We start from the raw sequence: 24014 nt of genomic DNA, 5'->3' as shown, positions 1-24014 counted from the left end.
CTCAAAGCCTGATAGCCCCTGCCAGCAACGCCGGGGCACCCACAAAAAATTTTATGGAGTTGAGTTTCCATGGCCAAGATCGCCCCGCAATTGCCAATCGAAGTCGACAGCGAGACCGGTGTCTGGACCAGCGACGCCTTGCCGATGCTGTACGTGCCGCGCCATTTCTTCGTCAACAACCACATGGGTATCGAAGAAGTGCTGGGCGCCGATGCCTATGCCGAAATCCTCTACAAGGCCGGCTACAAGTCCGCCTGGCACTGGTGTGAAAAAGAAGCTGAATGCCATGGCCTGGAAGGCGTGGCGGTGTTCGAGCACTACATGAAGCGCCTGAGCCAGCGTGGCTGGGGCCTGTTCGAAATCCAGGACATCGACCTGGATAAAGGCACCTGCAGTGTCAAGCTCAAGCACTCTGCGTTCGTGTACGTCTATGGCAAGTGCGGTCGCAAGGTCGACTACATGTTCACCGGCTGGTTCGCCGGCGCCATGGACCAGATTCTCGCTGCCCGCGGCAGCAAGATCCGCACCGTGGCCGAACAGGTCTACGGCGGGTCGGAAGAAGGCCACGAAGATGGCCTGTTCGTTACAAAGCCGTTGTAAGCCGGAGATAGCGTCATGGCATTCGAAGCAATGTTCCAGCCGATCCAGATCGGCAAACTGACCATCCGCAACCGCGTGCTCAGCACCGCGCACGCCGAGGTCTACGCCACTGACGGCGGCATGACGACCGACCGCTACGTGAAGTACTACGAAGAAAAGGCCAAGGGCGGCATCGGCCTGGCGATCTGCGGTGGTTCGTCCGTCGTGGCCATCGACAGCCCGCAGGAATGGTGGGCGTCGGTCAACCTGTCGACCGACCGCATCATCCCGCACTTCCAGAACCTGGCCGACGCCATGCACAAGCATGGCGCCAAGATCATGATCCAGATTACCCACATGGGCCGTCGCTCGCGTTGGGACGGCTTCAACTGGCCGACCCTGATGTCGCCGTCGGGTATCCGTGAACCCGTGCACCGCGCCACCTGCAAAACCATCGAGGTGGAAGAGATCTGGCGGGTGATCGGCAACTACGCGCAAGCGGCACGTCGCGCCAAAGAGGGCGGCCTGGACGGCGTGGAACTGTCGGCGGTGCACCAGCACATGATCGACCAGTTCTGGAGCCCACGGGTCAACAAGCGTACCGACGAATGGGGCGGCACCTTCGAAGGCCGCATGAAGTTCGGCCTGGAAGTGCTCAAAGCCGTGCGTGCCGAGGTCGGTGACGACTTCTGCGTGGGCATGCGTATCTGCGGTGACGAGTTCCACCCCGATGGCCTCAGCCACGAAGACATGAAGCAGATCGCCGCGTACTACGACGCCACCGGCATGCTCGACTTCATCGGCGTGGTCGGCTCGGGTTGCGACACCCACAACACCTTGGCCAACGTTATCCCCAACATGAGCTACCCGCCGGAGCCGTTCCTGCACCTGGCGGCCGGCATCAAGGAAGTGGTCAAGGTCCCGGTGCTGCACGCGCAGAATATCAAGGACCCGAACCAGGCAACGCGCATCCTTGAAGGCGGTTATGTGGACATGGTCGGCATGACCCGTGCGCACATGGCCGACCCGCACCTGATCGCCAAGATCAAGATGGGCCAGATTGACCAGATCAAGCAGTGCGTCGGTGCCAACTACTGCATCGACCGCCAGTACCAGGGACTGGATGTACTGTGCATCCAGAACGCCGCGACCTCCCGTGAATACATGGGCGTGCCGCACATCATCGAGAAAACCACCGGCGTGAAGCGCAAGGTGGTGGTGGTTGGCGCTGGCCCTGCCGGTATGGAAGCTGCCCGCGTAGCGGCCGAACGTGGCCACGACGTGACCCTGTTCGAGAAGAAAGACCAGATTGGCGGGCAGATCACCATCGCCGCCAAGGCACCGCAGCGTGACCAGATTGCCGGTATCACCCGCTGGTACCAGTTGGAGCTGGCGCGTTTGAAAGTCGACCTGCGCCTGGGCACCGCCGCTGACGTGGCCACCATCCAGGACCTGCGCCCGGACGTGATCGTGCTGGCAGTGGGCGGCCATTCGTTCCTGGAGCAGAACGAGCACTGGGGCGCCGCAGAAGGGCTGGTGGTCAGCAGCTGGGACGTGCTCGACGGCAAGGTTGCGCCGGGCAAGAACGTGCTGGTGTACGACACCATCTGCGAGTTCACCGGCATGTCGGTGGCCGACTTCATTGCGGACAAGGGCAGCCAGGTGGAAATCGTCACCGACGACATCAAGCCGGGCGTTGCCATGGGCGGTACTACGTTCCCGACCTACTACCGCAGCATGTACCCCAAAGAAGTGATCATGACCGGCGACATGATGCTGGAAAAGGTCTACCGCGAAGGCGACAAGCTGGTGGCGGTGCTGGAGAACGAATACACCGGCGCCAAGGAAGAGCGCGTGGTCGACCAGGTGGTGGTGGAGAACGGCGTGCGCCCTGACGAGCAGCTGTATTACGCCCTGAAGGAAGGTTCGCGCAACAAAGGCCAGATCGACGTGGAGGCGCTGTTCGCCATCAAGCCACAGCCGATTCTCAGCCAGCCGGGCGAAGGCTACCTGCTGTATCGCATCGGCGACTGCGTGGCCCAGCGCAACGTGCATGCGGCGATCTACGACGCCTTGCGCCTGTGCAAGGACTTCTGATCGCTCCGCCTCTCTAGAGGCGGGATTGGCCCCCCTGTAGGAGCGAGCGTAGCTCGCGATGGCGTCAGCCTTGGCACCGGGTTGTCTGATCGGGCGCTATCGCGAGCTTCGCTCGCTCCTACAGGGGTCCGCGTTGGCCTTCAGGGCGGCGCAAGAATCCAGCTGTTGTGGGAGCCTCCCATGTTGAACACCCTTCTACCCATCCTGCTGTTCGCTGCCCTTGGCCTGGCAGTGCTCGGCGCCCTGCGCCGGGTGCGCATGTGGCGGCGAGGCCGGCCGTCCAAGGTCAACCTGATCGGCGGCCTGCTGGCCATGCCGCGCCGCTACCTGGTGGACTTGCACCACGTGGTCGAGCGCGACAAGTACATGTCCAAGACCCACGTGGCCACTGCGGGCGGCTTCGTGTTGTCGGCCGTGCTGGCGATCCTGGTGCATGGCTTTGGCCTGCAAAGCAAAATCCTCGGCTACGCGTTGCTGGTGGCCACCGTGATCATGTTCAGCGGCGCCATCTTTGTCTTCAAGCGCCGCCTCAACCCGCCTTCGCGCCTGTCCAAAGGGCCGTGGATGCGCCTGCCGAAGAGCCTGATGGCGTTCGCCGTAAGCTTCTTCATCGCCACCTTGCCGGTCGCTGGCATCCTGCCCGCCAACACCGGTGGCTGGGTGATGGTCGGCATCCTAGGCCTGGGCGTGCTGTGGGGCGTGTCGGAGCTGTTCTTCGGCATGACCTGGGGCGGCCCGATGAAACACGCCTTCGCCGGTGCCCTGCACCTGGCCTGGCACCGCCGCGCCGAACGCTTCGGCGGCGGCCGCTCCACTGGCCTCAAACCGCTGGACCTGGAAGACCCGAATGCGCCGCTGGGCGTGGAAAAACCGGCGGACTTCACCTGGAACCAGCTGCTGGGCTTCGATGCCTGCGTGCAGTGCGGTAAATGTGAAGCCATGTGCCCGGCCTTTGCCGCTGGCCAGCCGCTGAACCCGAAAAAGCTCATCCAGGACATGGTCATCGGTCTGGCCGGTGGCACCGACGCCCGGTTCGCCGGCAGCCCGTACCCAGGCAAGCCGATTGGCGAACACGGCGGCCACCCGCACCAGCCGATCGTCAATGGCCTGGTCGATGCCGAAACGCTGTGGTCGTGCACCACTTGCCGTGCCTGCGTCGAGGAATGCCCGATGATGATCGAGCACGTCGATGCCATCGTCGACATGCGCCGCCACCTCACCCTGGAAAAGGGCGCTACCCCGAACAAGGGCGCCGAGGTGCTGGACAACCTGATCGCCACCGACAACCCTGGCGGCTTCGCCCCTGGCGGGCGCATGAACTGGGCTGCTGACCTCAACCTGAAGCTTTTGTCCGAGGTGAAAACCACCGAAGTGCTGTTCTGGGTCGGCGATGGTGCCTTCGACATGCGCAACCAACGCACCCTGCGTTCGTTTGTCAAAGTGCTCAAGGCTTCGGGCGTGGACTTTGCCGTGCTCGGCCTGGAAGAACGCGACAGCGGCGACGTCGCCCGCCGTCTGGGCGATGAGGCGACCTTCCAGCAACTGGCCAAACGCAACATCCAGACCCTGGCCAAGTACAAGTTCCAGCGCATCGTCACCTGCGACCCGCACAGCTTCCATGTGCTGAAGAACGAATACGGCGCCTTGGGCGGCGAATACCAGGTGCAGCACCACAGCACCTACATCGCCGAACTGATCGCGGCCAACAAGCTCAACCTTGGCCAGCACAAGGGCGGCAGTGTCACTTACCACGACCCGTGCTACCTGGGCCGTTACAACGGCGAGTACGAAGCCCCGCGTGAAGTGCTCAAGGCGTTGGGTATCGAAGTGCGCGAGATGCAACGTTCTGGCTTCCGTTCCCGTTGCTGCGGCGGTGGTGGCGGTGCGCCGATCACCGACATCCCGGGCAAGCAGCGTATCCCCGACATGCGCATGGACGACATTCGCGAAACCGAGGCCGAGCTGGTGGCCGTGGGTTGCCCGCAATGTACCGCCATGCTCGAAGGTGTTGTCGAACCGCGCCCACAGATCAAGGACCTGGCCGAGCTGGTGGCCGACGTGCTGATCGAAGAGGAATCGCCCGCCGCCCCAAAGCCGCAAGCGGCCAAACGTGAACCTGCGGAGGTGCACTGATGAGCGACATTATCCGCCGCGACCCACGCGCCGAGTGGATCGCCCGTAACCGCCTGCACCCGCTGCACGCGGCCATGCAAACACAACAGACCAGCTGGATGGGGCCCAACGGCCTCATCCGCAAGAACCCCCATGCGATTGCCGCAGGCTTCATCGGCCCGGCCGGCATCAAGCGCATCGACCGCAGTGGCGCCCAGCAGGGCACCGGTGTGGGCGGGCGGCGCACGGCGGCGACCGAGGTCAAGTTGCCGCTGCATCAAGTGCCAGCGCCGGCGTTCTACATTGCCGTGGTGCCGGACATGGTCGGTGGCCGCCTGAGCAGCCACGACCGCGACCTGCTTGGCCTGGCCCACAGCCTGGCTGGCAGCGATGGTGCGGTGTTGGCGGTGGTGTTCAACGAACACAAGGAAAGCAACTTTTCCACAGCCGGCGTCGACCGCCTGCTGGTCATCGAAGGTGAAGCATTCGAGGGTTATGCACCGGAGCAACTGGTGCAGGGCCTGCGGGCTGTGGATAACCAGTTCACCCCACGCCACTGGCTGCTGCCCGACAGCCGCACCGGTGGCGGCGAACTGGGCCGGCGCCTGGGCGCAGCCCTGGGCGAGCGCCCGGCGACACGGGTGTGGCAGGTCAAGGATGGCCAGTGCATCGGCCGTGCCGGTGCCGGCCAGCAAGACCTGCAGCGCGCCGTACCGCGCCTGATCCTGGCGGCGGCAGAGTGTGCCGAACCGGTCAGCGAAACCCGCCACGAAGCGTTGCCGGTGGAGTTGTTCACAAGCGTGGCGCGCAGCCTGTCGCGTATCGAAGACCTCGGCTCGGTGGCCGTGGACCCGGCCACCATTGCCATGGCTGAGGCCGAGTTCATCGTCTCGGGCGGCAACGGGGTCAAGGACTGGGATTTGTACCACAAGGCTACCGCAGCCTTGGGCGCCACCGAAGGCGCCTCGCGGGTGGCGGTGGACGATGGCTTCATGCCGCGCAACCGCCAGGTGGGTGCTACCGGTACCTGGGTGACCGCACGGGTCTACGTGGCTGTGGGTATCTCGGGCGCGATCCAGCACCTGCAGGGCATTGGCGCCTGCGACAAGGTGGTGGCGATCAACATGGACCCGGGCTGCGACATGATCAAACGGGCCGACCTGTCGGTGATTGGCGACAGCTCGGCGATTCTCAAGGCACTGATCGAGGCTGTGGACAACTTCCGCAGCGGCGGCCAGCGCGACGCGGCATAAGGGCACGAGCATGAGTACGAAAGTGATCAGCCTGGTTTCCATCGGTGCCCACCCAAGCTCCGGACGCGCCCGCCGCGCCGAGCAGGATGCCCGCGCCGTGGAACTGGGTTTGCAGCTGGCTGGGGATAACTTGCAGGTGGTGCATGCCGGCGACCCACAGGAAGAAGCGCTGCGCGCCTACCTGGGCATGGGCCTGGACCATCTGGATGTTCTGGAGCAGCCGGCCGGTGCCGATGTGCTGGGCGTGCTGGGCGATTACCTGCGCGATGCCGGGGCGCAGCTGGTGCTGACCGGTAGCCAGGCCGAAACGGGTGAAGGGTCGGGCATGTTGCCCTTCCTGCTGGCCGAAAAACTTGGCTGGCCGTTGATCGTGGGGTTGGCTGAGGTGGAGTCGATCGAGAACGGCACCGCCCAGGTACTGCAAGCTCTACCGCGTGGTCAGCGGCGTCGGTTGAAAGTGCGTTTGCCGTTGCTGGCGACTGTGGATAACGCTGCGCCCAAGCCGCGCCAGAGCGCCTTCGGGCCGGCGCGCCGGGGTGTATTGGCGGCGCGTAACGTGGCCATCGTCGAGGACGACCTGCTGGCCGAAGCCGAGCTGCAACCGGCCCGGCCACGGCCCAAGCGCTTGAAGGTCATCAAGGCCAAAAGCGGTGCTGACCGGATGAAGGCGGCAACGGCCAAGGCCAGTGGTGGCGGTGGCAAGGTGTTGAAGGATGTTTCGCCACAGGAGGGCGCTGAGGCCATTCTCAAGCTGTTGGTAGAAGAAGGCGTGTTGCGCTGAAGCCTGAGCTGGCCCCATCGCCGGCAAGCCGGCTCTCACAGGATTACTACTGCCTTCGGGCCCTGTGCAATACCTGTGGGAACTGGCTTGCCGGCGATTGGGCCTGACAGGCTAATGATGTGCCTTGGCCACATTGAACGCCCAACAGCCTAGCGCCTCGCTCACTGGCTCGAATAACACCCGTTCCCCCTTCGACAACACCACATTCACTGCGGCGCAGCGCAAAACCAGGTAATCCCTACGCCGCCCTTCGGCGCTGATAACTCCGATCCCCCGCTTTTCATCGAACCACTTCACAGTGCCTTCCTGGCGGCTGTGCATAAGTCACTCCTGAGTAATGCCAAAGTAGTGGCCATTACCCAATCACATCGCTGGATTTGGCGAAACTGGCAGAAATATCAGGTACACGTTTGTTTTGCCCACGGAATCTGTTCGCCAAGGTGTGGATAAAGTGTTGGCGCATGGCTGTGGGCCTTACACAGCGGGGCTTACAGAGTTTTGATCAGAAAGTGATCAGCGCTGGCTCGGCTCATCAGCTACAGATTGACGTAGCGCTGTCTGGTTTTGCCCACAATCGCTGTTAGCGGGTCTGTGGATAATCTGTTCGGCACTACCTGAAAGCCGCGCAGGTTATGGCTTGTGAGGAATTGATTAAAAAACGATCAAATTGGTCAGGATGCTTTCTGATCCATGATTATCAAGGCCTTGAATCGCTTATCCACAGAGTAAACGCGGCATGGCTGCGCTTTGCTCACAAACTCTGTTGGTGTCTCTGTGGGTAAGGTGTACGGAATCCGCTGCAGACCACGCTCCATAAGGCCTGTCTGGGTTTGATCAAATAATGATCAATACACGCCTAGTATTTTTACCAGTACTCACACTCCAAAGCTATCGCTAAGGTATCCACAAGATTCGGCACCTGTGGGTAAACCATGTCGACGTTATTGCTAAGCACCGATCTGCAACAATCAGTCATGAGGGGGCAACCCACCGAGCCGCGCGCTTATTCACCCTATGGAAACGTCAAAACGCCTCCAATACCAGGGCTTGCTTTTTGCGGCCAATATCGTGATTCATTGGCTGGTAATTACCCGTTGGGAAATGGCCATCGCTCCTACCGACCAGCGCTGATGCGATTCACGAGCCCTGATAGTCTCAGCCCATTTTATCGTGGGGGCATTAATGCGTATGCGTACTGTCACAATGATCCTGTCAACTTCACAGATCCCAGCGGGCGATTCATACAATACGCCGCGCCTGTAAGAAGCATTCTGAGCGGGGTATTGAATTTGGGCATCACAGCCTATAAGTACCTCAAGGACATGCGCATCACCAGAAGGTATTTTTCTTATGATCCAGAGTTTGCAGCAAGTCGCAATGGTGACCTCGCGACGGGAACGATAGAGAGCGAGCTACCACGGTTGGATTGGAGGCAAAAGATGCTGATGGGGGTAGGGGGCAGCACCGCGTTAGCCAGTATTGGTACGGGGGTGGCACGCCTTGCGGGGGCAAATAACGATGCGTTGGTGATGGCAGATTTTTCGTTTGGAGCAGCGGCAACCATCTCTTCAGCTGTAGAAGTAGGACAACTTGCCGTAGAGCAGCTCGGCTCGCGTTATCCAATTAAATCCGCTCAAGGCAACATTCAATTTCCAGCTTCAGGCAGAAGCTCGCTGCGTGAGCCGGAATGGCCTTTTAGTACAGGGGTGACCCCTCCGCCCTCGACAGCCCCTAGGCACCGAAGTTTGTCGCAGATGGATGTTATCAATGAGCGTCAAACGGCCGTCAGAGAGACGGCCGTGTAGCCGGTATGCAGGTCTTGCGTTTACTGCCCCTGTACTTCCTTCAGATACGCCGCCGGCTCCGCCCCCAGGTTGTTCAGCATTCGCCCGCTGTACCAGTCAATAAAGTTCACCACGCCAAACTCGTAAGTCTTCGAGTAAGGCCCAGGCTGGTACGCCGTGGAGTTGATGCCACGCTGGTTTTCTTCCGCCAGGCGGCGGTCCTGGTCGTTGGTGGCGTCCCACACCTTGCGCATGCGCTCTGGGTCGTAGTCCACACCTTCCACAGCGTCCTTGTGCACCAGCCACTTGGTAGTGACCATGGTCTCTTGAGCGCTGATCGGCCACACGGTGAACACGATCATGTGGTCGCCCATGCAGTGGTTCCACGAGTGCGGCAGGTGCAGGATGCGCATCGAGCCCAGGTCTGGGTTCTTGATGCGGCCCATCAGCTTCTGGCAGGCCTGCTTGCCGTCCATGGTCATCGATACGGTGCCCTTGAGCAGCGGCATGCGCACGATGCGGTTACGCAGGCCGTGGCTCTTGTGCAGGTACGGAATTTTCTCGGCTTCCCAGGCGGCGGCCGAGGCGGCCACGTGGTCCTTGAATTCCTGGCTGGCGCGCGGGTCGTTGGTGTCGTCCCACTCCAGCAGGGTTTGCAGCAGCTCCGGGTGCGAACCGCTGCAGTGGTAGCACTCGCGGTTGTTTTCCAGCACCAGCTTCCAGTTGGCTTTTTCCATCAAGGTGGTTTGCACCGCCACCTTGGTGTTCTCCATGTCGTACGGTTCCATGTAGTGTTCCAGGGTGGCCAGGAACTCGTCGATGGCGGGCGGGTTTTCCGACAGGCTGATGAAGATGTAGCCGCCGGCCACCTTCACGTTCACCGGCTTCAGGCCGTACTGCTTCATGTCGAAGTCGGCGCCCATTTCGGTGCCGGCGAACAGCAGGCGGCCGTCCAGTTCGTAGGTCCACTGGTGGTAGTGGCACACCAGCTTGGCCACCTTGCCTTTGTCGCTGACGCACAGGCGCGAGCCGCGGTGGCGGCAGACGTTGTGGAAGGCGTGCACCTTACCTTCGGCGCCACGCACCACCAGGATCGGGTTGTTGCCGATCTGCAGGGTGATGTAGTTGCCTTTCGCCGGAATTTCGCAAGTCATGCCGGCGATCAGCCATTCTTTCTGGAAGATCTCCTGCATGTCGATCTGGAACAGACGCTCGTCGGTGTAGAAAGGCTGGGGCAGCGAGTAGGTGCGCTCGCGGGTCTGCAGCATCTCGGCGGTAGCCTTGCGTGCAGGTTCCAGTGGATCGCCCAGGCTCAGGGTTGCGGTGACGTCCATCGTGTATTCCTCGGGGCCGTGTGCGGCCGGCAAAAGGTGGCTAATCGTTGTTGTGGTGCCGCAAGGCTGCTTATCAAGAAACAGCGTGTTTATTTGCCGTGGAGTGTGCGTCCGAAGCCGCAGCGAACCGTATCCATGGGCGACATGGCCGATTTGAATTACGACGCCCCAACCCTTGTGGCGCGGGGCTGGTCGCGATAAGCACGCCGATGTCGCTGGCAGGAATGTACGTAGCCGCAAGCTTGCGCATTATCCAAGCCATAAAAAGCCCAATAGTCGGCTGCTGGAGATGAACATGTCCGATACCTTCCTCAATCCGGTCACCACCCAGACCTGGGCCAACGGCCGCCACATCGTGCGCTGCGTCAAGGTCATCCAGGAGACCTGGGACGTGCGCACTTTCTGCTTCATGGCCGATCAGCCGATCATGTTCTTCTTCAAACCCGGGCAGTTCGTCACCCTGGAGCTGGAGATCGAAGGCAAGCCGGTGATGCGCTCCTACACCATTTCCAGTTCGCCATCGGTGCCGTACAGCTTCTCGATCACCGTCAAGCGTGTACCGGGCGGCCTGGTGTCCAACTTCCTGCACGACACCATGCACGAAGGTGCCGAGCTGCCGGTGCACGGGCCGGTGGGGTTGTTCAACGCCATCGACTTCCCGGCAGCCAAGGTGTTGTACCTGTCGGGTGGCGTGGGCATTACCCCGGTCATGTCGATGGCGCGCTGGTTCTACGACACCAACGCCAACGTCGACATGGTGTTCGTACACAGCGCCCGCTCGCCGAAGGACATCATCTACCACCGCGAGCTGGAACAGATGGCTTCACGCATCCCCAACTTCAGCCTGCACATCATTTGCGAGAAGCATGGCCTGGGCGAGCCATGGGCCGGGTATCGCGGCTATCTCAACCAGCGCCTGATGGAGCTGATTGCCCCGGACTACATGGACCGCGTGGTGTTCTGCTGCGGCCCGACGCCCTACATGACGGCGGTCAAGCGCATGCTCGAAGCGGTCGGCTTCGACATGAAGAACTACCACGAGGAGTCGTTCGGCGCGACCCCGGCCGAGGCCAAGGCCGATGCAGTGGAGCACGCCGAGCAGGCGGCCGATGCACCGGAGCTGGATGTTTCCGACCTCAACCTGGTGGAGTTCATCGGTAGCGAGAAGAGCATCCGCATTGCTCCGGGCGAAACCGTGCATGCGGCGGCGGCCAAGGTTGGCTTGATGATCCCGAAAGCCTGCGGCATGGGCATTTGCGGCACCTGCAAGGTGCTCAAGCTGGGCGGTGAGGTGGAGATGGAGCACAACGGCGGCATTACCGAAGAGGACGAAGCCGAGGGCTATATCCTGTCGTGCTGCAGTGTGCCGAAGGGGGATGTGCGGATCGATTACTGATTAAGAGATGCTGGGGCTGCGAAGCGGCCCTCGGTGCTATTGGAGAGCTAGCAGATATGTCAGTTCCAGAGTATCTGAATGTGGAGTAACTTCACTTCAGACCACTTTGAGGATCTGAATGATGCAGCGCGCTTCGACTGCCGTGAGTATATTGAGCTCAGTGCCGTACGATCCTTACGGCCTACAGCCTGGCAGGGCTGAATCATTGCTCGTATTCAATGGAGAGTTCCAAGATCGGTTCACTGGCAATTACTTGCTCGGCAACGGCAGAAGAGTATACCGCCCAGCTTTAAGGCGATTCTTATCTGCAGACCATCTGAGCCCATTCTCCAAGGGTGGCATCAGTGCTTATGCCTATTGCCTGGACGATCCGGTTAACAGGCATGACCCAAGTGGGGCGATGAGTGTCCTTGCGTTGTTTAAAAACGCTATATGGTTAGCTTCGCGGATCAAAGCTGCCTGGTCTGGCCCTAGCAGGCTAAAAGTAGTGTCTGAAACAGCGAAGTGGACGGCCCTCGTTGGAAGTAAGCTGGTTTCTTACGGCGTACCTGGTAGTAATGAGTTGGTCGTTGCCGCAGGCCTTGTGAAGGTTGGGGTGAAAGGATTTTCGACTGCCAAATCCCTGAACAAGAAGCTTAAGGATGGCTATGGCCCCTTCGTGATGGATTTGGCAGAGGCCGAGTTCTCGCCTTTCGTTGGCCCTATCGCCAGCAGGTCTTCAAGCCCCATCAAAAGCGCTGAACAGATCAGGGCCGCATAGCGGCCCCAGGTTCTTCAGATCAGGTACGGAAGCGTGCCACCAACCCATTCAGGTCCACGGCAAGGCGCGACAGTTCAGCACTCGCCGCACTGGTCTGATGCGCCCCGGTAGCACTCTGCACCGACAGGTCATTGATGTTCACCAGGTTGCGGTCCACTTCCCGCGCCACCTGCGCCTGCTCTTCCGCCGCGCTGGCAATCACCAGGTTACGCTCGTTGATCTGTGCCACTGCCCCAGCAATGGTATCCAGCGCCATGCCCGCGCCCCGGGCGATATTCAGTGTCGACTCGGCACGCTCGGTGCTGGTGCGCATCGACTCCACAGCCTCTTCCGTGCCGCCCTGAATGCTGCCGATCATCCGCTCGATCTCGCTGGTCGACTGCTGGGTACGGTGTGCCAGCGCACGCACTTCATCGGCCACCACGGCAAAACCACGGCCCGCTTCGCCGGCACGCGCCGCCTCGATGGCAGCATTGAGCGCCAGCAGGTTGGTCTGGTCGGCCAGGCCGCGGATCACGTCGAGTACCTTGCCGATGTCGCGCGACTGTTCGGCCAGGTGAGTGATCAATTTGGCAGTGGCCTGCACATCACCGCTCATGCGCTCGATGGCGCCCACGGTCTCCATTACCAAGTCACGACCGTCGCCGGTCGAGCGGCTGGCTTCACTGGACGCTTCCGAGGTACTCACGGCGTTGCGCGCCACTTCTTCCACAGCGCTGGTCATTTCGGTTACGGCAGTGGCGGCCTGTTCTATCTCGTTGTTCTGCTGTTGCAGGCCACGGGCGCTTTCGTCTGTGACGGCGTTCAACTCTTCGGCCGCCGAGGCCAGCTGGGTCGCAGAGCCAGCGATCAGCTGCAGGGTATCGCGCAGCTTGTCCTGCATGCGGGCCATGGCGCGCAGCAAACGGGCGGCTTCGTCGGTGCCTTCGGCGCGGATGACGTGGGTCAGGTCACCGTCGGCGACTTGCTCGGCGCACTTGAGCGCCTCTTCGATCGGTTTGACGATGCTGCGGGTCAGCAGGAAGGCGCAGGCGAAAGTCAGCACGGTGGCGGCAACCAGCAGGCCGATCACCAGGGCGAAAGCCGCAGCGTACTGGCTGGCGGCTTTTTCGTTGGTGGCGCGGGTCTGGTCGGTGTTGATGCGCACGAGGGTGTCCATGACCTTGTTGATCTGCTCGGAATTGGCCAGCAGGTCACGGTTCAGCAGGTCGCGCAGTTCGTCCAGGCGGTCGGCCTGGCTCAGGGTGCGCATGCGCGACTCCAGCTGGCGGTACTGGTTGAGCAACTGGCCATACTGGTCGAACGCGGCCTGTTCGTCGGCAGCGGTGATCATGGGCAGGTAGGCCTGGCGTGCGCGGTCGATCTGGCTGTTGCGCTGGTCCAGCAGGTTGAGGGTATCGCGCTGGGTTTCTGGCTCACGGTTGAGCAGCAGGCGGTAGGAGAGGGTGCGCATACGCAGGTTCAGCGCGGTGAGTTCGTCGAGGATCTTGATGCTGGGCACGCTGACCTGCTCGATAGCCACGCCGGCTTGGCGGATGTTGCCCATCTGTATCAGCGAGAAGACACCAAGGCCAAGCATCAGCAGGCCGATCAGCGCGAAGCCCAGCAGCGCGCGCGGGGCGATATTCATGTTGCGTAGAGACATGGAGAGGAGGGTCCAGGCAAGGGGAAATAAGGTGCGTAAAGTGCGACAAAACATGACTTGCCGGGCTATCGGTCGTGACTGGCCAGTCTTGAGTGCGACCGGTGAAAATTGTGAGGTGGCTAACCTTTTCCTGACCGGCGGTTGACGCAGGTCGGAACAAGGGGGCCGTTACCCTGTCAATCTGCGGGTTCGACACCTTATGAATCTGATATTTAATGGCGATGGGCGGCACTTTTCTTTATCGTGTGCGCCCCTCGCAACAACCTGAGATAGACCCATGCTGGAAGCTTCCCTGAATCAAATCGAGCAACTGGTCAGCGACCTGATGCAGAAAAACGCTCAACTCACCGAGCAGAACGCTATCCTCGGCACGCAATTGGCGCAGGCCAAGGAAGAGAACGAAACCCTGCAACTGTCGCTGATGGAGCAGGAAGAGAAAAACGGCAGCACCGCTGCCCGCCTGCAGGCCCTGGTTGATCGCGCCAGCGCTGGCGTCGGCGCATGAGATTGCACGAGCAGCCGGTCAATGTCGTGTCGATTCTCGGCATCGACTATTCGATCAAGGCGCCCGAAGGCCAGGAAGAAACCCTGGCCCAGGCGGTGCGGATGCTCAACACCGCCCTGAACGAGACCAAGCGTCAGTACCCGACCCTGATCGGCGACAAGTTGCTGGTGCTGGCTGCCCTTAACCTGTGCTCAAAGCAGGTTGAACTGCAGAAAGAACACCAGCAAACCCTGGCACGTACCCAGGCGCAGATCGACGCCACGGTGGACGCCATCGTGCGGACCATTGCCGAGCAATAACGGCCTGATACCGAGATCCCTGTGGGAGCGGGCGCGCCCGCTCCCACAGGATTCGTGTTGTTGTTCTAGATCACTGGATTAACTGGATACGCAAGTGTATACACTTCTCGCAAAACAATAATGTGCGGGGAGTAGGGGCATGCGTATCTGGCGTAAAAGCATCCAGTGGCAATTGATCACCAGCATGGGCGCCGCCCTGCTGGCCAGCATCCTGGTGGTGGTCATCATTTTCACCGTGGCGCTCAACCGCCTCACCGATCGCTACCTGGTCGACACTGCGCTGCCGGCCAGCATCGAAGCCATCCGCAACGACATCGAGCGCATGCTCGGCCAGCCGCTGGTAGCTGCAGCAGACATTGCCGGCAACACCCTGCTGCGCGACTGGCTGGCTGCTGGCGAAGACCCCGTCCAGGCCCCGCAATTCATCGAATACCTGGCCGCCGCCAAGCAGCGCAACAAAGCCTTCACCACGCTATTTGCCTCGACCGAAACCGGCCATTACTACAACGAGAATGGCCTGGACCGCACCCTTGACCGCAGCAACCCCAAGGACAAATGGTTCTACGGTTACATCGACAGCGGCGCCGAGCGGTTCATCAACATCGACATCGACGGTGCGACCGGCGAGCTGGCGCTGTTCATCGACTACCGCGTAGAAAAGCAAGGCCAATTGGTGGGCGTGGCCGGCATGGGCCTGCGCATGACCGAACTCTCGAAGCTGATTCACGACTTCAGCTTCGGCGAACACGGCAAAGTATTTCTGGTGCGTAACGATGGCTTGATCCAGGTGCATCCGGACGCTGCCTTCAGTGGCAAGCGCCAGCTTGCCGAGCAGCTTGGCACGGACGCAGCCAAGGGCGTCATGACGGGAAGCGAAGGCCTGCGCAGCAGCCGTTTCAGCCGCGACGGCGAACGCTACCTGGCGCTTGGCTTGCCCCTGCGCGACCTCAACTGGACCCTGGTGGCCGAAGTGCCAGAGTCGGAAATCTACGCGCAAATGCACCAGGCTGTCTGGCTGACCAGTCTCATCGGTGGTGCCGTAGCGTTGGTGTCGCTACTGCTGGTGGTGCTGCTGGCGCGTGGTCTGGTGCGACCAATCCGTCGCGTCACTGCGGCATTGGTGCAGATCGGCAGCGGTGCGGGTGATCTCAGCCACCGCCTGGATGATGCACGCCAGGACGAACTGGGTGACCTGGCCCGTGGCTTCAACCGCTTCCTCGACAGCCAGCGCAGCCTGATCGGCGAGGTGTTGCAGACTTCCGAACGGCTGCATCGGGCGGTTGAGCAGGTGACTCAGGTGGTGGACAACACCGCCGAGCGTTCCGGACGGCAGCAGGAAATGACCGAGATGGTCGCCACCGCTGTACACGAGATGGGTCTGACCGTGCAGGACATAGCCCGCAATGCCGGTGAGGCGGCGCAGGCCTCGCAGTCGGCACGGGACGAGGCCTTGCAGGCGCGTGAGGTGGTGCAACGCTCGATTCGTGGTATCGAGGGGATGTCGGGCGACATCGGCAAGGCCGCTGATGCCGTCAGCCAGTTGGCTGATGAAGTTGCCTCGATCGATGAAGTGCTCGCAGTAATCCGTAGCATCTCTGAACAAACCAATTTGCTGGCGTTGAACGCTGCCATCGAGGCCGCACGGGCAGGGGAGATGGGGCGCGGGTTTGCCGTGGTGGCCGATGAGGTGCGTACGTTGGCCAGACGTACACAGCTGTCCACCGACGAAGTGCAGCAGATGATCCAGCGCCTGAAGCAGGGCGCGGGTTCGGCGGTGAGCTCGATGCAGGCGGGGCAGCAGGCGACTGGCAGTGGTGTGGCATCGAGCCAGCGCACCGGGGCGTCGCTGGGTGCAATTACCGACCAGGTGGAGCACATTAGCGACATGAACCATCAAGTGGCAACGGCGACGGAAGAGCAGTCGGCGGTGACTGAAGAGATCAACCGGACAGTGCAGGGGATTTCCGACTTGGCGCGGGAGACGGCGGCGGAGGTGCAAGGGTGTCGCGAGGAGTGCCAGGCGCTGCGTGGCTTGGCCGATGACCTGGCGCGACAGATGGGTGGGTTCAGGCTCTAGATCGGTGTTGGCTTTTTCGCGGGGCAAGCCCGCACCCACAAGTACAGCGCCAATCTCAGCGACGGCGCTGTACTTGTGGGTGCGGGCTTGCCCCGCGATGCGGCCTGTCAGTCAGTGATGATGCTACGGATATCCGCCGCCAGCTCCCGCACCCGCTCTTCCTCGGTATCCCACGAGCACATGAACCGTGCACCGCCGCTGCCAATAAAGGTATAGAACCGCCACCCCTTGCCGCGCAGCGCTTCAATCGCGTGCTCCGGCATCTGCAGAAACACCCCGTTGGCCTCCACCGGGAACATCAGCTCCACACCCGGCAGGTCACTTACCAGCGAGGCCAGCAACTGCGCGCAGTGGTTGGCGTGGTTGCCATGGCGCAACCAGGCGCCATCTTCCAATAGGCCCACCCACGGTGCCGACAGGAAGCGCATCTTCGACGCCAGTTGCCCGGCCTGCTTGCAGCGGTAGTCGAAGTCTTCGGCCAGCTGGCGGTTGAAGAACAGGATCGCCTCACCCACGGCCATGCCGTTCTTGGTGCCGCCAAAGCACAGCACATCTACACCGGCCTTCCAGGTCAGCTCGGCCGGGCTGCAGCCGAGAAACGCGCAGGCATTGGTAAAGCGCGCGCCATCCATGTGCAGGTTCAGCCCCAGTTCCTTACAGGTTGCGCTGATCGCTTTGAGCTCATCTGGGCGATAAACGGTGCCTACTTCGGTGGCCTGTGTGATGGTGACCACACGTGGTTTTGGGTAGTGGATGTCTTGGCGCTTGAGCGCCACTTCACGGATGGATTCCGGCGTCAGCTTGCCGTTGACGCTGGCCGCCGTCAGCAGCTTGGAACCGTTGGAGAAGAACTCCGGGGCACCGCATTCGTCGGTTTCGACGTGCGCGGTCTCGGAGCAGATGACGCTGTGGTAGCTCTGGCACAGCGAGGCCAGGGCCAGGGAGTTGGCGGCGGTGCCGTTGAAGGCGAAGAACACCTCGCAGTCGGTTTCGAACAGGTTGCGGAAGTATTCCGAGGCGCGCTCGGTCCACTGGTCGTCGCCGTAAGCGCGGTCGTGGCCGTGGTTGGCCTTTTCCATTGCTGCCCAGGCTTCTGGGCAGATGCCGGAATAGTTGTCGCTGGCGAATTGTTGGCTCTTATCTGTCATGACACGGTCCTGTGAACGACGCAGAACAGCACTCTAAACCATCGATTCGGCGGTTGCCTATACAACCCCGACATAAGCTGATTTCAGGGTTGTCTGGACCGGCCTCTTCGCGGGACAAGCCCGCTCCCACAATGGCCCGTGTACACAGGGCCATTGTGGGAGCGGGCTTGTCCCGCGAAGAGGCCGGCACGACTAACACAAAAGCCAATGTCGTAAACGCGCCATTGCAAGGCGTGCGCAGGCATCTGACCCGCCCCGACCAGTCATAACATCGCCACAAAGGGCCACAGTGCCCCACGACAAAAAACGATCGCTGCCGGGAGATACACGATGTTCAGCAAGCAAGACCAGATCCAGGGTTACGACGACGCACTGCTGGCGGCGATGAATGCCGAAGAACAGCGCCAGGAAGATCACATCGAGCTGATCGCCTCGGAGAACTACACCAGCAAGCGCGTCATGCAGGCCCAAGGCAGCGGCCTCACCAACAAGTACGCCGAAGGCTACCCGGGCAAGCGCTACTACGGTGGCTGCGAGCACGTGGACAAGGTAGAAGCCCTGGCCATCGAGCGCGCCAAGCAGCTGTTCGGCGCCGACTACGCCAACGTCCAGCCGCACTCCGGTTCGTCGGCCAACGGCGCTGTCTACCTGGCCCTGCTGCAGGCCGGTGACACCATCCTCGGCATGAGCCTGGCCCACGGCGGCCACCTGACCCACGGCGCTAAAGTGTCGTCCTCGGGCAAGCTGTACAACGCTGTTCAGTACGGCATCGACACCAACACCGGCCTGATCGACTACGACGAAGTCGAGCGCCTGGCCGTCGAGCACAAGCCGAAAATGATCGTTGCCGGCTTCTCGGCCTACTCCAAAACCCTCGACTTCCCACGCTTCCGCGCCATCGCCGACAAGGTCGGTGCGCTGCTGTTCGTCGACATGGCCCACGTTGCCGGTCTGGTTGCTGCTGGCCTGTACCCGAACCCGATTCCGTTCGCAGACGTGGTGACTACTACCACCCACAAGACCCTGCGCGGCCCACGTGGCGGCCTGATCCTGGCCAAGTCGAACGAAGAGATCGAGAAAAAGCTGAACGCCGCTGTATTCCCAGGCGCCCAGGGCGGCCCGCTGATGCACGTGATCGCCGCCAAGGCCGTGTGCTTCAAGGAAGCACTGGAGCCAGGCTTCAAGGCCTACCAGCAACAAGTGATCGAAAACGCCCAGGCCATGGCCCAGGTGTTCATCGACCGTGGCTACGACGTGGTATCCGGTGGCACCGACAACCACCTGTTCCTGGTCAGCCTGATTCGCCAGGGCCTGACGGGTAAAGATGCTGACGCCGCCCTCGGCCGCGCGCACATTACCGTCAACAAGAACGCCGTGCCGAACGACCCGCAGTCGCCGTTCGTCACCTCGGGCCTGCGCATCGGTACCCCGGCCGTCACCACCCGTGGCTTCAAGGTTGCCCAGTGCGTGGCCCTGGCCGGCTGGATCTGCGACATCCTCGACAACCTCGGTGACGCCGACGTCGAAGCCGATGTGGCGAAGAACGTCGCTGCCCTGTGCGCCGACTTCCCTGTTTACCGCTGAGTGGAGTAAACGACCATGCAACGCTACTCGGGCTTCGGCCTTTTCAAACACTCCCTCAGCCACCACGAAAACTGGCAGCGCATGTGGCGCACGCCCACCCCTAAAAAGGTGTACGACGTGGTTATCGTCGGCGGTGGCGGCCATGGCCTGGCCACGGCTTATTACCTGGCCAAAGAGCACGGCATCACCAACGTCGCCGTTATCGAGAAGGGCTACCTGGGCGGCGGCAACACCGCCCGTAACACCACCATCGTGCGTTCCAACTACCTGTGGGACGAGTCGGCGCACCTGTACGAGCACGCCATGAAGCTGTGGGAAGGCCTGTCTCAGGACCTGAACTACAACGTCATGTTCTCCCAGCGCGGCGTGTACAACCTGTGCCACACCTTGCAGGACATGCGTGACTCCGAGCGCCGCGTCAGCGCCAACCGCCTGAACGGCGTGGATGGCGAGCTGCTGAACACCGCCCAGGTTGCCGCAGAAATCCCGTACCTGGACTGCTCCAAGAACACCCGCTACCCGATCCTGGGTGCCACCGTGCAGCGCCGTGGTGGCGTGGCCCGTCACGACGCCGTGGCCTGGGGCTTCGCCCGTGCTGCCGACGCCCTGGGCGTTGACCTGATCCAGCAAACCGAAGTGATCGGCTTCCGCAAGGAAAACGGCGCGGTCATCGGTGTGGAAACCAACAAAGGCTTCATTGGCGCCAAGCGCGTTGGTGTGGTCACCGCCGGTAACTCCGGGCACATGGCCAAGCTGGCCGGCTTCCGCCTGCCGCTGGAATCGCACCCGCTGCAAGCGCTGGTGTCCGAGCCGATCAAGCCGATCATCGACAGCGTGATCATGTCCAACGCCGTACACGGCTACATCAGCCAGTCCGACAAGGGCGACCTGGTGATCGGTGCCGGTATCGATGGCTGGGTCGGCTACGGCCAGCGCGGTTCGTACCCGGTGATCGAGCACACCCTGCAGGCCATCGTCGAAATGTTCCCCAACCTGTCGCGCGTTCGCATGAACCGCCAGTGGGGTGGCATCGTCGATACCTCGCCAGACGCCTGCCCGATCATCACCAAGACCCCGGTCAAGAACATGTTCTTCAACTGCGGTTGGGGTACTGGCGGCTTCAAGGCGACCCCGGGTTCGGGCAACGTCTTCGCCGCGAGCCTGGCCAAGGGCGAAATGCACCCACTGGCCGCGCCGTTCTCCATGGACCGTTTCTACAACGGCGCACTGATCGACGAACACGGCGCCGCCGCCGTCGCCCACTAACCGGAGACACCGTCATGTTGCATATTTTCTGTCCCCACTGCGGCGAGCTGCGCTCCGAAGAAGAGTTCCACGCCTCTGGCCAGGCGCACATCGCCCGCCCGCTGGACCCTAACGCCTGCTCCGACGAGGAGTGGGGTACCTACATGTTCTACCGTGACAACCCACGCGGGATTCACCATGAACTGTGGGACCACGTTGCCGGCTGCCGCCAGTACTTCAATGTCACCCGCGACACCGTGACCTACGAGATTCTGGAAACCTACAAGATTGGCGAGAAGCCGCAAGTGACCGCCAACGGTAAAGCTGCAAACGCACCGTCGACCGTCAAAGGCCAAGGGGAAAAAGTATGAGCCAGACCTATCGCCTCGCCAGCGGCGGCCGTATCGACCGCAGCAAGGTCCTGAACTTCAGTTTCAACGGCAAGACCTACCAGGGTTATGCCGGTGACAGCCTGGCCGCCGCGTTGCTGGCCAACGGCGTCGACATCGTTGGCCGCAGCTTCAAGTACTCGCGTCCACGCGGCATCATCGCTGCAGGTACCGAAGAGCCGAACGCCATCCTGCAGATCGGCTCCAGCGAAGCCACCCAGATCCCGAACGTGCGTGCCACCCAGCAGGCGCTGTACGCAGGCCTTGTCGCCACCAGCACCAACGGCTGGCCGAACGTCAACAACGACGTCATGGGCATCCTTGGCAAGGTGGGCGGCAGCATGATGCCGCCGGGCTTCTACTACAAAACCTTCATGTACCCGAAATCGTTCTGGATGACGTACGAGAAGTACATCCGCAAAGCCGCAGGCCTGGGCCGTGCGCCGCTGCAGAACGACCCGGACAGCTACGACTACATGAACCAGCACTGCGACGTGCTGATCGTCGGTGCCGGCCCTGCTGGCCTGGCCGCTGCCCTGGCCGCTGCGCGCAGCGGTGCCCGCGTGATCCTGGCTGACGAGCAGGAAGAGTTCGGCGGCAGCCTGCTCGACACCCGCGAAACCCTCGACGGCAAGCCTGCCACCGACTGGGTCAACGCCGTGGTCAAAGAGCTGGAAGGCCTGCCGGAAGTGACCCTGCTGCCACGCGCCACGGTCAACGGCTACCACGACCATAACTTCCTGACCATCCACGAGCGCCTCACCGACCACCTCGGCGACCGCGCCCCGATCGGCCAGGTTCGCCACCGTGTGCACCGTGTACGCGCCAAACGCGTGGTACTGGCTGCCGGCGCCCACGAGCGCCCGCTGGTGTACGGCAACAACGACGTGCCGGGTAACATGCTGGCCGGTGCCGTTTCTACCTACGTTCGCCGCTACGGCGTGGCCCCAGGCCGCAAGCTGGTGCTGTCGACCAACAACGATCACGCCTACCGCGCCGCGCTGGACTGGCACGACGCTGGCCTGCAAGTGGTCGCCATCGCCGACGCCCGCCACAACCCACGTGGCTCGCTGGTTGAAGAAGCGCGTGCCAAGGGCATTCGTATCCTTACCTCCAGCGCCGTGGTCGAGGCCAAAGGCAGCAAGCACGTCACCGGCGCCCGTGTGGCCGCCATCGATGTGCAGGCGCACAAAGTCACAAGCCCAGGCGAAACCCTCGAGTGCGACCTGATCGCGTCCTCGGGCGGCTACAGCCCGATCGTACACCTGGCCTCGCACCTGGGCGGTCGCCCGGTATGGCGTGACGACATCCTCGGCTTCGTGCCGGGCGATGCGCCGCAAAAACGCGAATGCGTGGGTGGTATCAATGGTGTCTACGCCCTTGGCGACGTGATTGCCGATGGCTTCGAAGGCGGCGTGCGCGCAGCCACCGAAGCAGGCTTCAAGGCAACCGTCGGCACCCTGCCGAAAACCGTTGCACGCAAGGAAGAGGCCACCGTGGCGCTGTTCCTGGTGCCGCACGACAAGGGCACCAAGGGGCCGAAGCAGTTCGTCGACCAGCAGAACGACGTGACCGCTGCCGGTATCGAACTGGCCACCCGTGAAGGCTTCGAGTCGGTCGAGCACGTCAAACGCTACACCGCGTTGGGCTTCGGTACCGACCAGGGCAAACTGGGCAACATCAACGGCCTGGCCATCGCCGCCCGTTCGATCGGCATCACCATCCCGGAAATGGGCACCACCATGTTCCGCCCCAACTACACGCCGGTTACCTTCGGCGCCGTAGCGGGCCGTCACTGTGGTCACCTGTTCGAGCCGGTGCGCTTCACCGCCCTGCATGCCTGGCACGTGAAGAACGGCGCCGAGTTCGAAGACGTCGGCCAGTGGAAGCGCCCGTGGTACTTCCCGAAAGCCGGTGAAGACATCCATGCCGCCGTGGCCCGTGAATGCAAGGCCGTGCGCGACAGCGTGGGCCTGCTGGACGCCTCCACCCTGGGCAAGATCGATATCCAGGGCCCGGATGCGCGCGAGTTCCTCAACCGCATCTACACCAACGCCTGGACCAAGCTCGACGTGGGCAAGGCCCGCTACGGCCTGATGTGCAAGGAAGACGGCATGGTCTTCGACGACGGCGTAACCGCCTGCGTTGGCGATAACCACTTCATCATGACCACCACCACCGGCGGCGCCGCCCGCGTGCTGCAGTGGATGGAGCTGTACCACCAGACCGAATGGCCAGAGCTGAAGGTGTACTTCACTTCGGTCACCGACCACTGGGCCACCATGACCCTGTCCGGCCCCAACAGCCGCAAGCTGCTGAGCGAGCTGACCGACATCGACATGGACAAGGAAGCCTTCCCGTTCATGACCTGGAAGGAAGGCAACGTGGGCGGCGTGCCAGCCCGTGTGTTCCGTATCTCGTTCACCGGTGAGCTGTCGTACGAAGTGAACGTGCAGGCCAACTACGCCATGGGCGTGCTGGAACAGATCATCGAGGCCGGCAAGAAGTACAACCTGACCCCGTACGGCACCGAGACCATGCACGTACTGCGTGCCGAGAAGGGCTTCATCATCGTGGGCCAGGACACCGACGGCTCGATGACCCCGGACGACCTGAACATGAGTTGGTGCGTGGGCCGCAACAAGCCGTTCTCGTGGATCGGCCTGCGTGGCATGAACCGTGAAGACTGCGTGCGCGAGAACCGCAAGCAACTGGTAGGCCTGAAGCCGGTCGACCCGACCAAATGGCTGGCGGAAGGCGCCCAGCTGGTATTCGACCCGAAACAGCCGATCCCGATGGACATGGTTGGCCACGTGACCTCCAGCTACGCGTCCAACTCCCTGGGCTACTCGTTCGCCATGGGCGTGGTCAAAGGCGGCCTCAAGCGCATGGGCGAGCGCGTGTACTCGCCGCAGGCGGATGGCAGCGTGATCGAGGCGGAGATCGTGTCTTCGGTGTTCTTCGATCCGAAGGGTGAGCGGCAGAACGTCTAAAGGCCCCCGGATAGCGGCGCAGCCCAAAACCCG

19 protein-coding genes and 1 pseudogene are annotated in these 24014 nt (G+C 62.0%); 16 read left to right on the top strand and 4 right to left on the bottom strand.

Going from position 1 to position 24014, the window contains the following annotated elements:
• Window positions 1-69 precede the first annotated feature (69 nt).
• The 5 genes from D906_RS19925 to D906_RS19905 all read left to right on the top strand — a co-directional run bounded on the left by D906_RS19925 (window position 70) and on the right by D906_RS19905 (window position 6822).
• A complete protein-coding gene (locus D906_RS19925; protein ID WP_003255698.1) occupies window positions 70-600 on the top strand; it encodes a DUF5943 domain-containing protein in 531 nt (176 codons plus the stop codon).
• Window positions 601-615: 15 nt separating this feature from the next.
• On the top strand, window positions 616-2676 hold the full coding sequence (gene dgcA / locus D906_RS19920; RefSeq protein ID WP_019096852.1) for a dimethylglycine demethylation protein DgcA: 2061 nt from the start codon (window positions 616-618) through the stop codon (window positions 2674-2676).
• Between the two features lie 180 nt (window positions 2677-2856).
• The gene (gene dgcB, locus D906_RS19915; RefSeq protein WP_027615933.1) at window positions 2857-4809 is read left to right on the top strand and encodes a dimethylglycine demethylation protein DgcB; all 1953 of its coding nucleotides are present in this window, start codon (window positions 2857-2859) and stop codon (window positions 4807-4809) included.
• Window positions 4809-6041 (top strand): electron transfer flavoprotein subunit alpha/FixB family protein, encoded by a 1233-nt coding sequence (locus D906_RS19910; protein ID WP_027615932.1) that lies wholly within the window; start codon window positions 4809-4811, stop codon window positions 6039-6041. Before dgcB ends, D906_RS19910 begins: the two co-directional genes overlap by 1 nt.
• 10 nt (window positions 6042-6051) lie before the next feature.
• On the top strand, window positions 6052-6822 hold the full coding sequence (locus D906_RS19905) for an electron transfer flavoprotein subunit beta (RefSeq protein ID WP_019096849.1): 771 nt from the start codon (window positions 6052-6054) through the stop codon (window positions 6820-6822).
• A gap of 111 nt (window positions 6823-6933) precedes the next feature.
• On the opposite strand, the gene D906_RS19900 is transcribed toward D906_RS19905, so the two are convergent.
• Window positions 6934-7143 (bottom strand): cold shock domain-containing protein, encoded by a 210-nt coding sequence (locus D906_RS19900; RefSeq protein WP_019096467.1) that lies wholly within the window; start codon window positions 7141-7143, stop codon window positions 6934-6936.
• Window positions 7144-7754: 611 nt separating this feature from the next.
• Between D906_RS19900 and D906_RS19895 the strand changes: the two genes are divergently transcribed.
• Complete coding sequence (locus D906_RS19895) at window positions 7755-8627, top strand: RHS repeat-associated core domain-containing protein (protein WP_080587335.1); 873 nt, start codon at window positions 7755-7757, stop codon at window positions 8625-8627.
• 20 nt (window positions 8628-8647) lie between these two features.
• On the opposite strand, the gene gbcA is transcribed toward D906_RS19895, so the two are convergent.
• Window positions 8648-9940, bottom strand: a complete 1293-nt coding sequence (gene gbcA, locus D906_RS19890) for a glycine-betaine demethylase subunit GbcA (RefSeq protein WP_027615931.1) — start codon at window positions 9938-9940, stop codon at window positions 8648-8650.
• 295 nt (window positions 9941-10235) lie between these two features.
• Between gbcA and gbcB the strand changes: the two genes are divergently transcribed.
• Window positions 10236-11336, top strand: coding sequence for a glycine-betaine demethylase subunit GbcB (gene gbcB / locus D906_RS19880; RefSeq protein ID WP_019096469.1), 1101 nt, complete (start codon window positions 10236-10238; stop codon window positions 11334-11336).
• 118 nt (window positions 11337-11454) lie between these two features.
• Window positions 11455-12096 (top strand): RHS repeat-associated core domain-containing protein, encoded by a 642-nt coding sequence (locus D906_RS27095; protein ID WP_102063319.1) that lies wholly within the window; start codon window positions 11455-11457, stop codon window positions 12094-12096.
• A gap of 19 nt (window positions 12097-12115) precedes the next feature.
• Here the strand turns inward: D906_RS27095 and D906_RS19870 are convergent, their stop codons facing one another.
• Complete coding sequence (locus D906_RS19870; protein ID WP_019096471.1) at window positions 12116-13741, bottom strand: methyl-accepting chemotaxis protein; 1626 nt, start codon at window positions 13739-13741, stop codon at window positions 12116-12118.
• 277 nt (window positions 13742-14018) lie between these two features.
• Here D906_RS19870 and D906_RS19865 point away from each other — a divergent pair, with 277 nt between their 5' ends.
• The 4 genes and pseudogenes from D906_RS19865 (at window position 14019) to D906_RS27085 (ending at window position 16622) form a co-directional block, all read left to right on the top strand.
• Window positions 14019-14246, top strand: a complete 228-nt coding sequence (locus tag D906_RS19865; protein WP_027615930.1) for a hypothetical protein — start codon at window positions 14019-14021, stop codon at window positions 14244-14246.
• Entirely contained in the window at window positions 14243-14545 is a 303-nt protein-coding gene (locus D906_RS19860; RefSeq protein ID WP_016714522.1) for a cell division protein ZapA, read from the top strand. The genes D906_RS19865 and D906_RS19860 overlap by 4 nt, the downstream gene beginning before the upstream one ends.
• 139 nt (window positions 14546-14684) lie before the next feature.
• Window positions 14685-15758, top strand: a pseudogene (mcpH, locus tag D906_RS27090) (methyl-accepting chemotaxis protein McpH); the annotation flags it as partial.
• 126 nt (window positions 15759-15884) lie between these two features.
• Window positions 15885-16622 carry a methyl-accepting chemotaxis protein gene (locus D906_RS27085; RefSeq protein ID WP_371105412.1) on the top strand — a complete coding sequence of 246 codons (738 nt, stop codon included), beginning with the start codon at window positions 15885-15887 and terminating at the stop codon, window positions 16620-16622.
• Window positions 16623-16729: 107 nt separating this feature from the next.
• Here the strand turns inward: D906_RS27085 and D906_RS19850 are convergent, their stop codons facing one another.
• A complete protein-coding gene (locus tag D906_RS19850; protein ID WP_016714524.1) occupies window positions 16730-17770 on the bottom strand; it encodes a low specificity L-threonine aldolase in 1041 nt (346 codons plus the stop codon).
• A gap of 330 nt (window positions 17771-18100) precedes the next feature.
• On the opposite strand from D906_RS19850, the gene D906_RS19845 reads away from it, so the two are divergent.
• Genes D906_RS19845 through D906_RS19830 form a run of 4 tightly spaced genes read left to right on the top strand, consistent with a single transcriptional unit; the run spans window position 18101 to window position 23981 of the window.
• Complete coding sequence (locus D906_RS19845; RefSeq protein ID WP_003255681.1) at window positions 18101-19354, top strand: serine hydroxymethyltransferase; 1254 nt, start codon at window positions 18101-18103, stop codon at window positions 19352-19354.
• A gap of 15 nt (window positions 19355-19369) precedes the next feature.
• A complete protein-coding gene (locus tag D906_RS19840; protein WP_003255680.1) occupies window positions 19370-20620 on the top strand; it encodes a sarcosine oxidase subunit beta family protein in 1251 nt (416 codons plus the stop codon).
• Window positions 20621-20634: 14 nt separating this feature from the next.
• Complete coding sequence (locus D906_RS19835) at window positions 20635-20970, top strand: sarcosine oxidase subunit delta (RefSeq protein WP_012270119.1); 336 nt, start codon at window positions 20635-20637, stop codon at window positions 20968-20970.
• Complete coding sequence (locus D906_RS19830) at window positions 20967-23981, top strand: sarcosine oxidase subunit alpha (RefSeq protein ID WP_027615928.1); 3015 nt, start codon at window positions 20967-20969, stop codon at window positions 23979-23981. The genes D906_RS19835 and D906_RS19830 overlap by 4 nt, the downstream gene beginning before the upstream one ends.
• Window positions 23982-24014: the final 33 nt, after the last annotated feature.

The sequence above is a fragment of the Pseudomonas sp. LAIL14HWK12:I1 genome, from assembly GCF_003202095.1.
Classification (GTDB): domain Bacteria; phylum Pseudomonadota; class Gammaproteobacteria; order Pseudomonadales; family Pseudomonadaceae; genus Aquipseudomonas; species Aquipseudomonas monteilii.
The sequence above is the reverse complement of the archived record's forward strand: the minus strand, read 5'-3'. Positions and strand labels throughout refer to the sequence as shown.

What these genes read in the sequence shown, in the direction of transcription:
- D906_RS19835 (WP_012270119.1), top strand. Translation starts at nt 20,635, where the DNA reads ATGTTGCATATTTTCTGTCCCCACTGCGGCGAGCTGCGCTCCGAAGAA.
- D906_RS19865 (WP_027615930.1), top strand. Translation starts at nt 14,019, where the DNA reads ATGCTGGAAGCTTCCCTGAATCAAATCGAGCAACTGGTCAGCGACCTG.
- D906_RS19870 (WP_019096471.1), bottom strand. Translation starts at nt 13,741, where the DNA reads ATGTCTCTACGCAACATGAATATCGCCCCGCGCGCGCTGCTGGGCTTC.
- D906_RS27085 (WP_371105412.1), top strand. Translation starts at nt 15,885, where the DNA reads ATGACCGAGATGGTCGCCACCGCTGTACACGAGATGGGTCTGACCGTG.
- D906_RS27095 (WP_102063319.1), top strand. Translation starts at nt 11,455, where the DNA reads ATGATGCAGCGCGCTTCGACTGCCGTGAGTATATTGAGCTCAGTGCCG.
- D906_RS19905 (WP_019096849.1), top strand. Translation starts at nt 6,052, where the DNA reads ATGAGTACGAAAGTGATCAGCCTGGTTTCCATCGGTGCCCACCCAAGC.
- dgcA (WP_019096852.1), top strand. Translation starts at nt 616, where the DNA reads ATGGCATTCGAAGCAATGTTCCAGCCGATCCAGATCGGCAAACTGACC.
- gbcB (WP_019096469.1), top strand. Translation starts at nt 10,236, where the DNA reads ATGTCCGATACCTTCCTCAATCCGGTCACCACCCAGACCTGGGCCAAC.
- D906_RS19910 (WP_027615932.1), top strand. Translation starts at nt 4,809, where the DNA reads ATGAGCGACATTATCCGCCGCGACCCACGCGCCGAGTGGATCGCCCGT.
- D906_RS19925 (WP_003255698.1), top strand. Translation starts at nt 70, where the DNA reads ATGGCCAAGATCGCCCCGCAATTGCCAATCGAAGTCGACAGCGAGACC.
- dgcB (WP_027615933.1), top strand. Translation starts at nt 2,857, where the DNA reads ATGTTGAACACCCTTCTACCCATCCTGCTGTTCGCTGCCCTTGGCCTG.
- D906_RS19850 (WP_016714524.1), bottom strand. Translation starts at nt 17,770, where the DNA reads ATGACAGATAAGAGCCAACAATTCGCCAGCGACAACTATTCCGGCATC.
- D906_RS19860 (WP_016714522.1), top strand. Translation starts at nt 14,243, where the DNA reads ATGAGATTGCACGAGCAGCCGGTCAATGTCGTGTCGATTCTCGGCATC.
- D906_RS19830 (WP_027615928.1), top strand. Translation starts at nt 20,967, where the DNA reads ATGAGCCAGACCTATCGCCTCGCCAGCGGCGGCCGTATCGACCGCAGC.
- D906_RS19900 (WP_019096467.1), bottom strand. Translation starts at nt 7,143, where the DNA reads ATGCACAGCCGCCAGGAAGGCACTGTGAAGTGGTTCGATGAAAAGCGG.
- D906_RS19840 (WP_003255680.1), top strand. Translation starts at nt 19,370, where the DNA reads ATGCAACGCTACTCGGGCTTCGGCCTTTTCAAACACTCCCTCAGCCAC.
- D906_RS19895 (WP_080587335.1), top strand. Translation starts at nt 7,755, where the DNA reads ATGTCGACGTTATTGCTAAGCACCGATCTGCAACAATCAGTCATGAGG.
- gbcA (WP_027615931.1), bottom strand. Translation starts at nt 9,940, where the DNA reads ATGGACGTCACCGCAACCCTGAGCCTGGGCGATCCACTGGAACCTGCA.
- D906_RS19845 (WP_003255681.1), top strand. Translation starts at nt 18,101, where the DNA reads ATGTTCAGCAAGCAAGACCAGATCCAGGGTTACGACGACGCACTGCTG.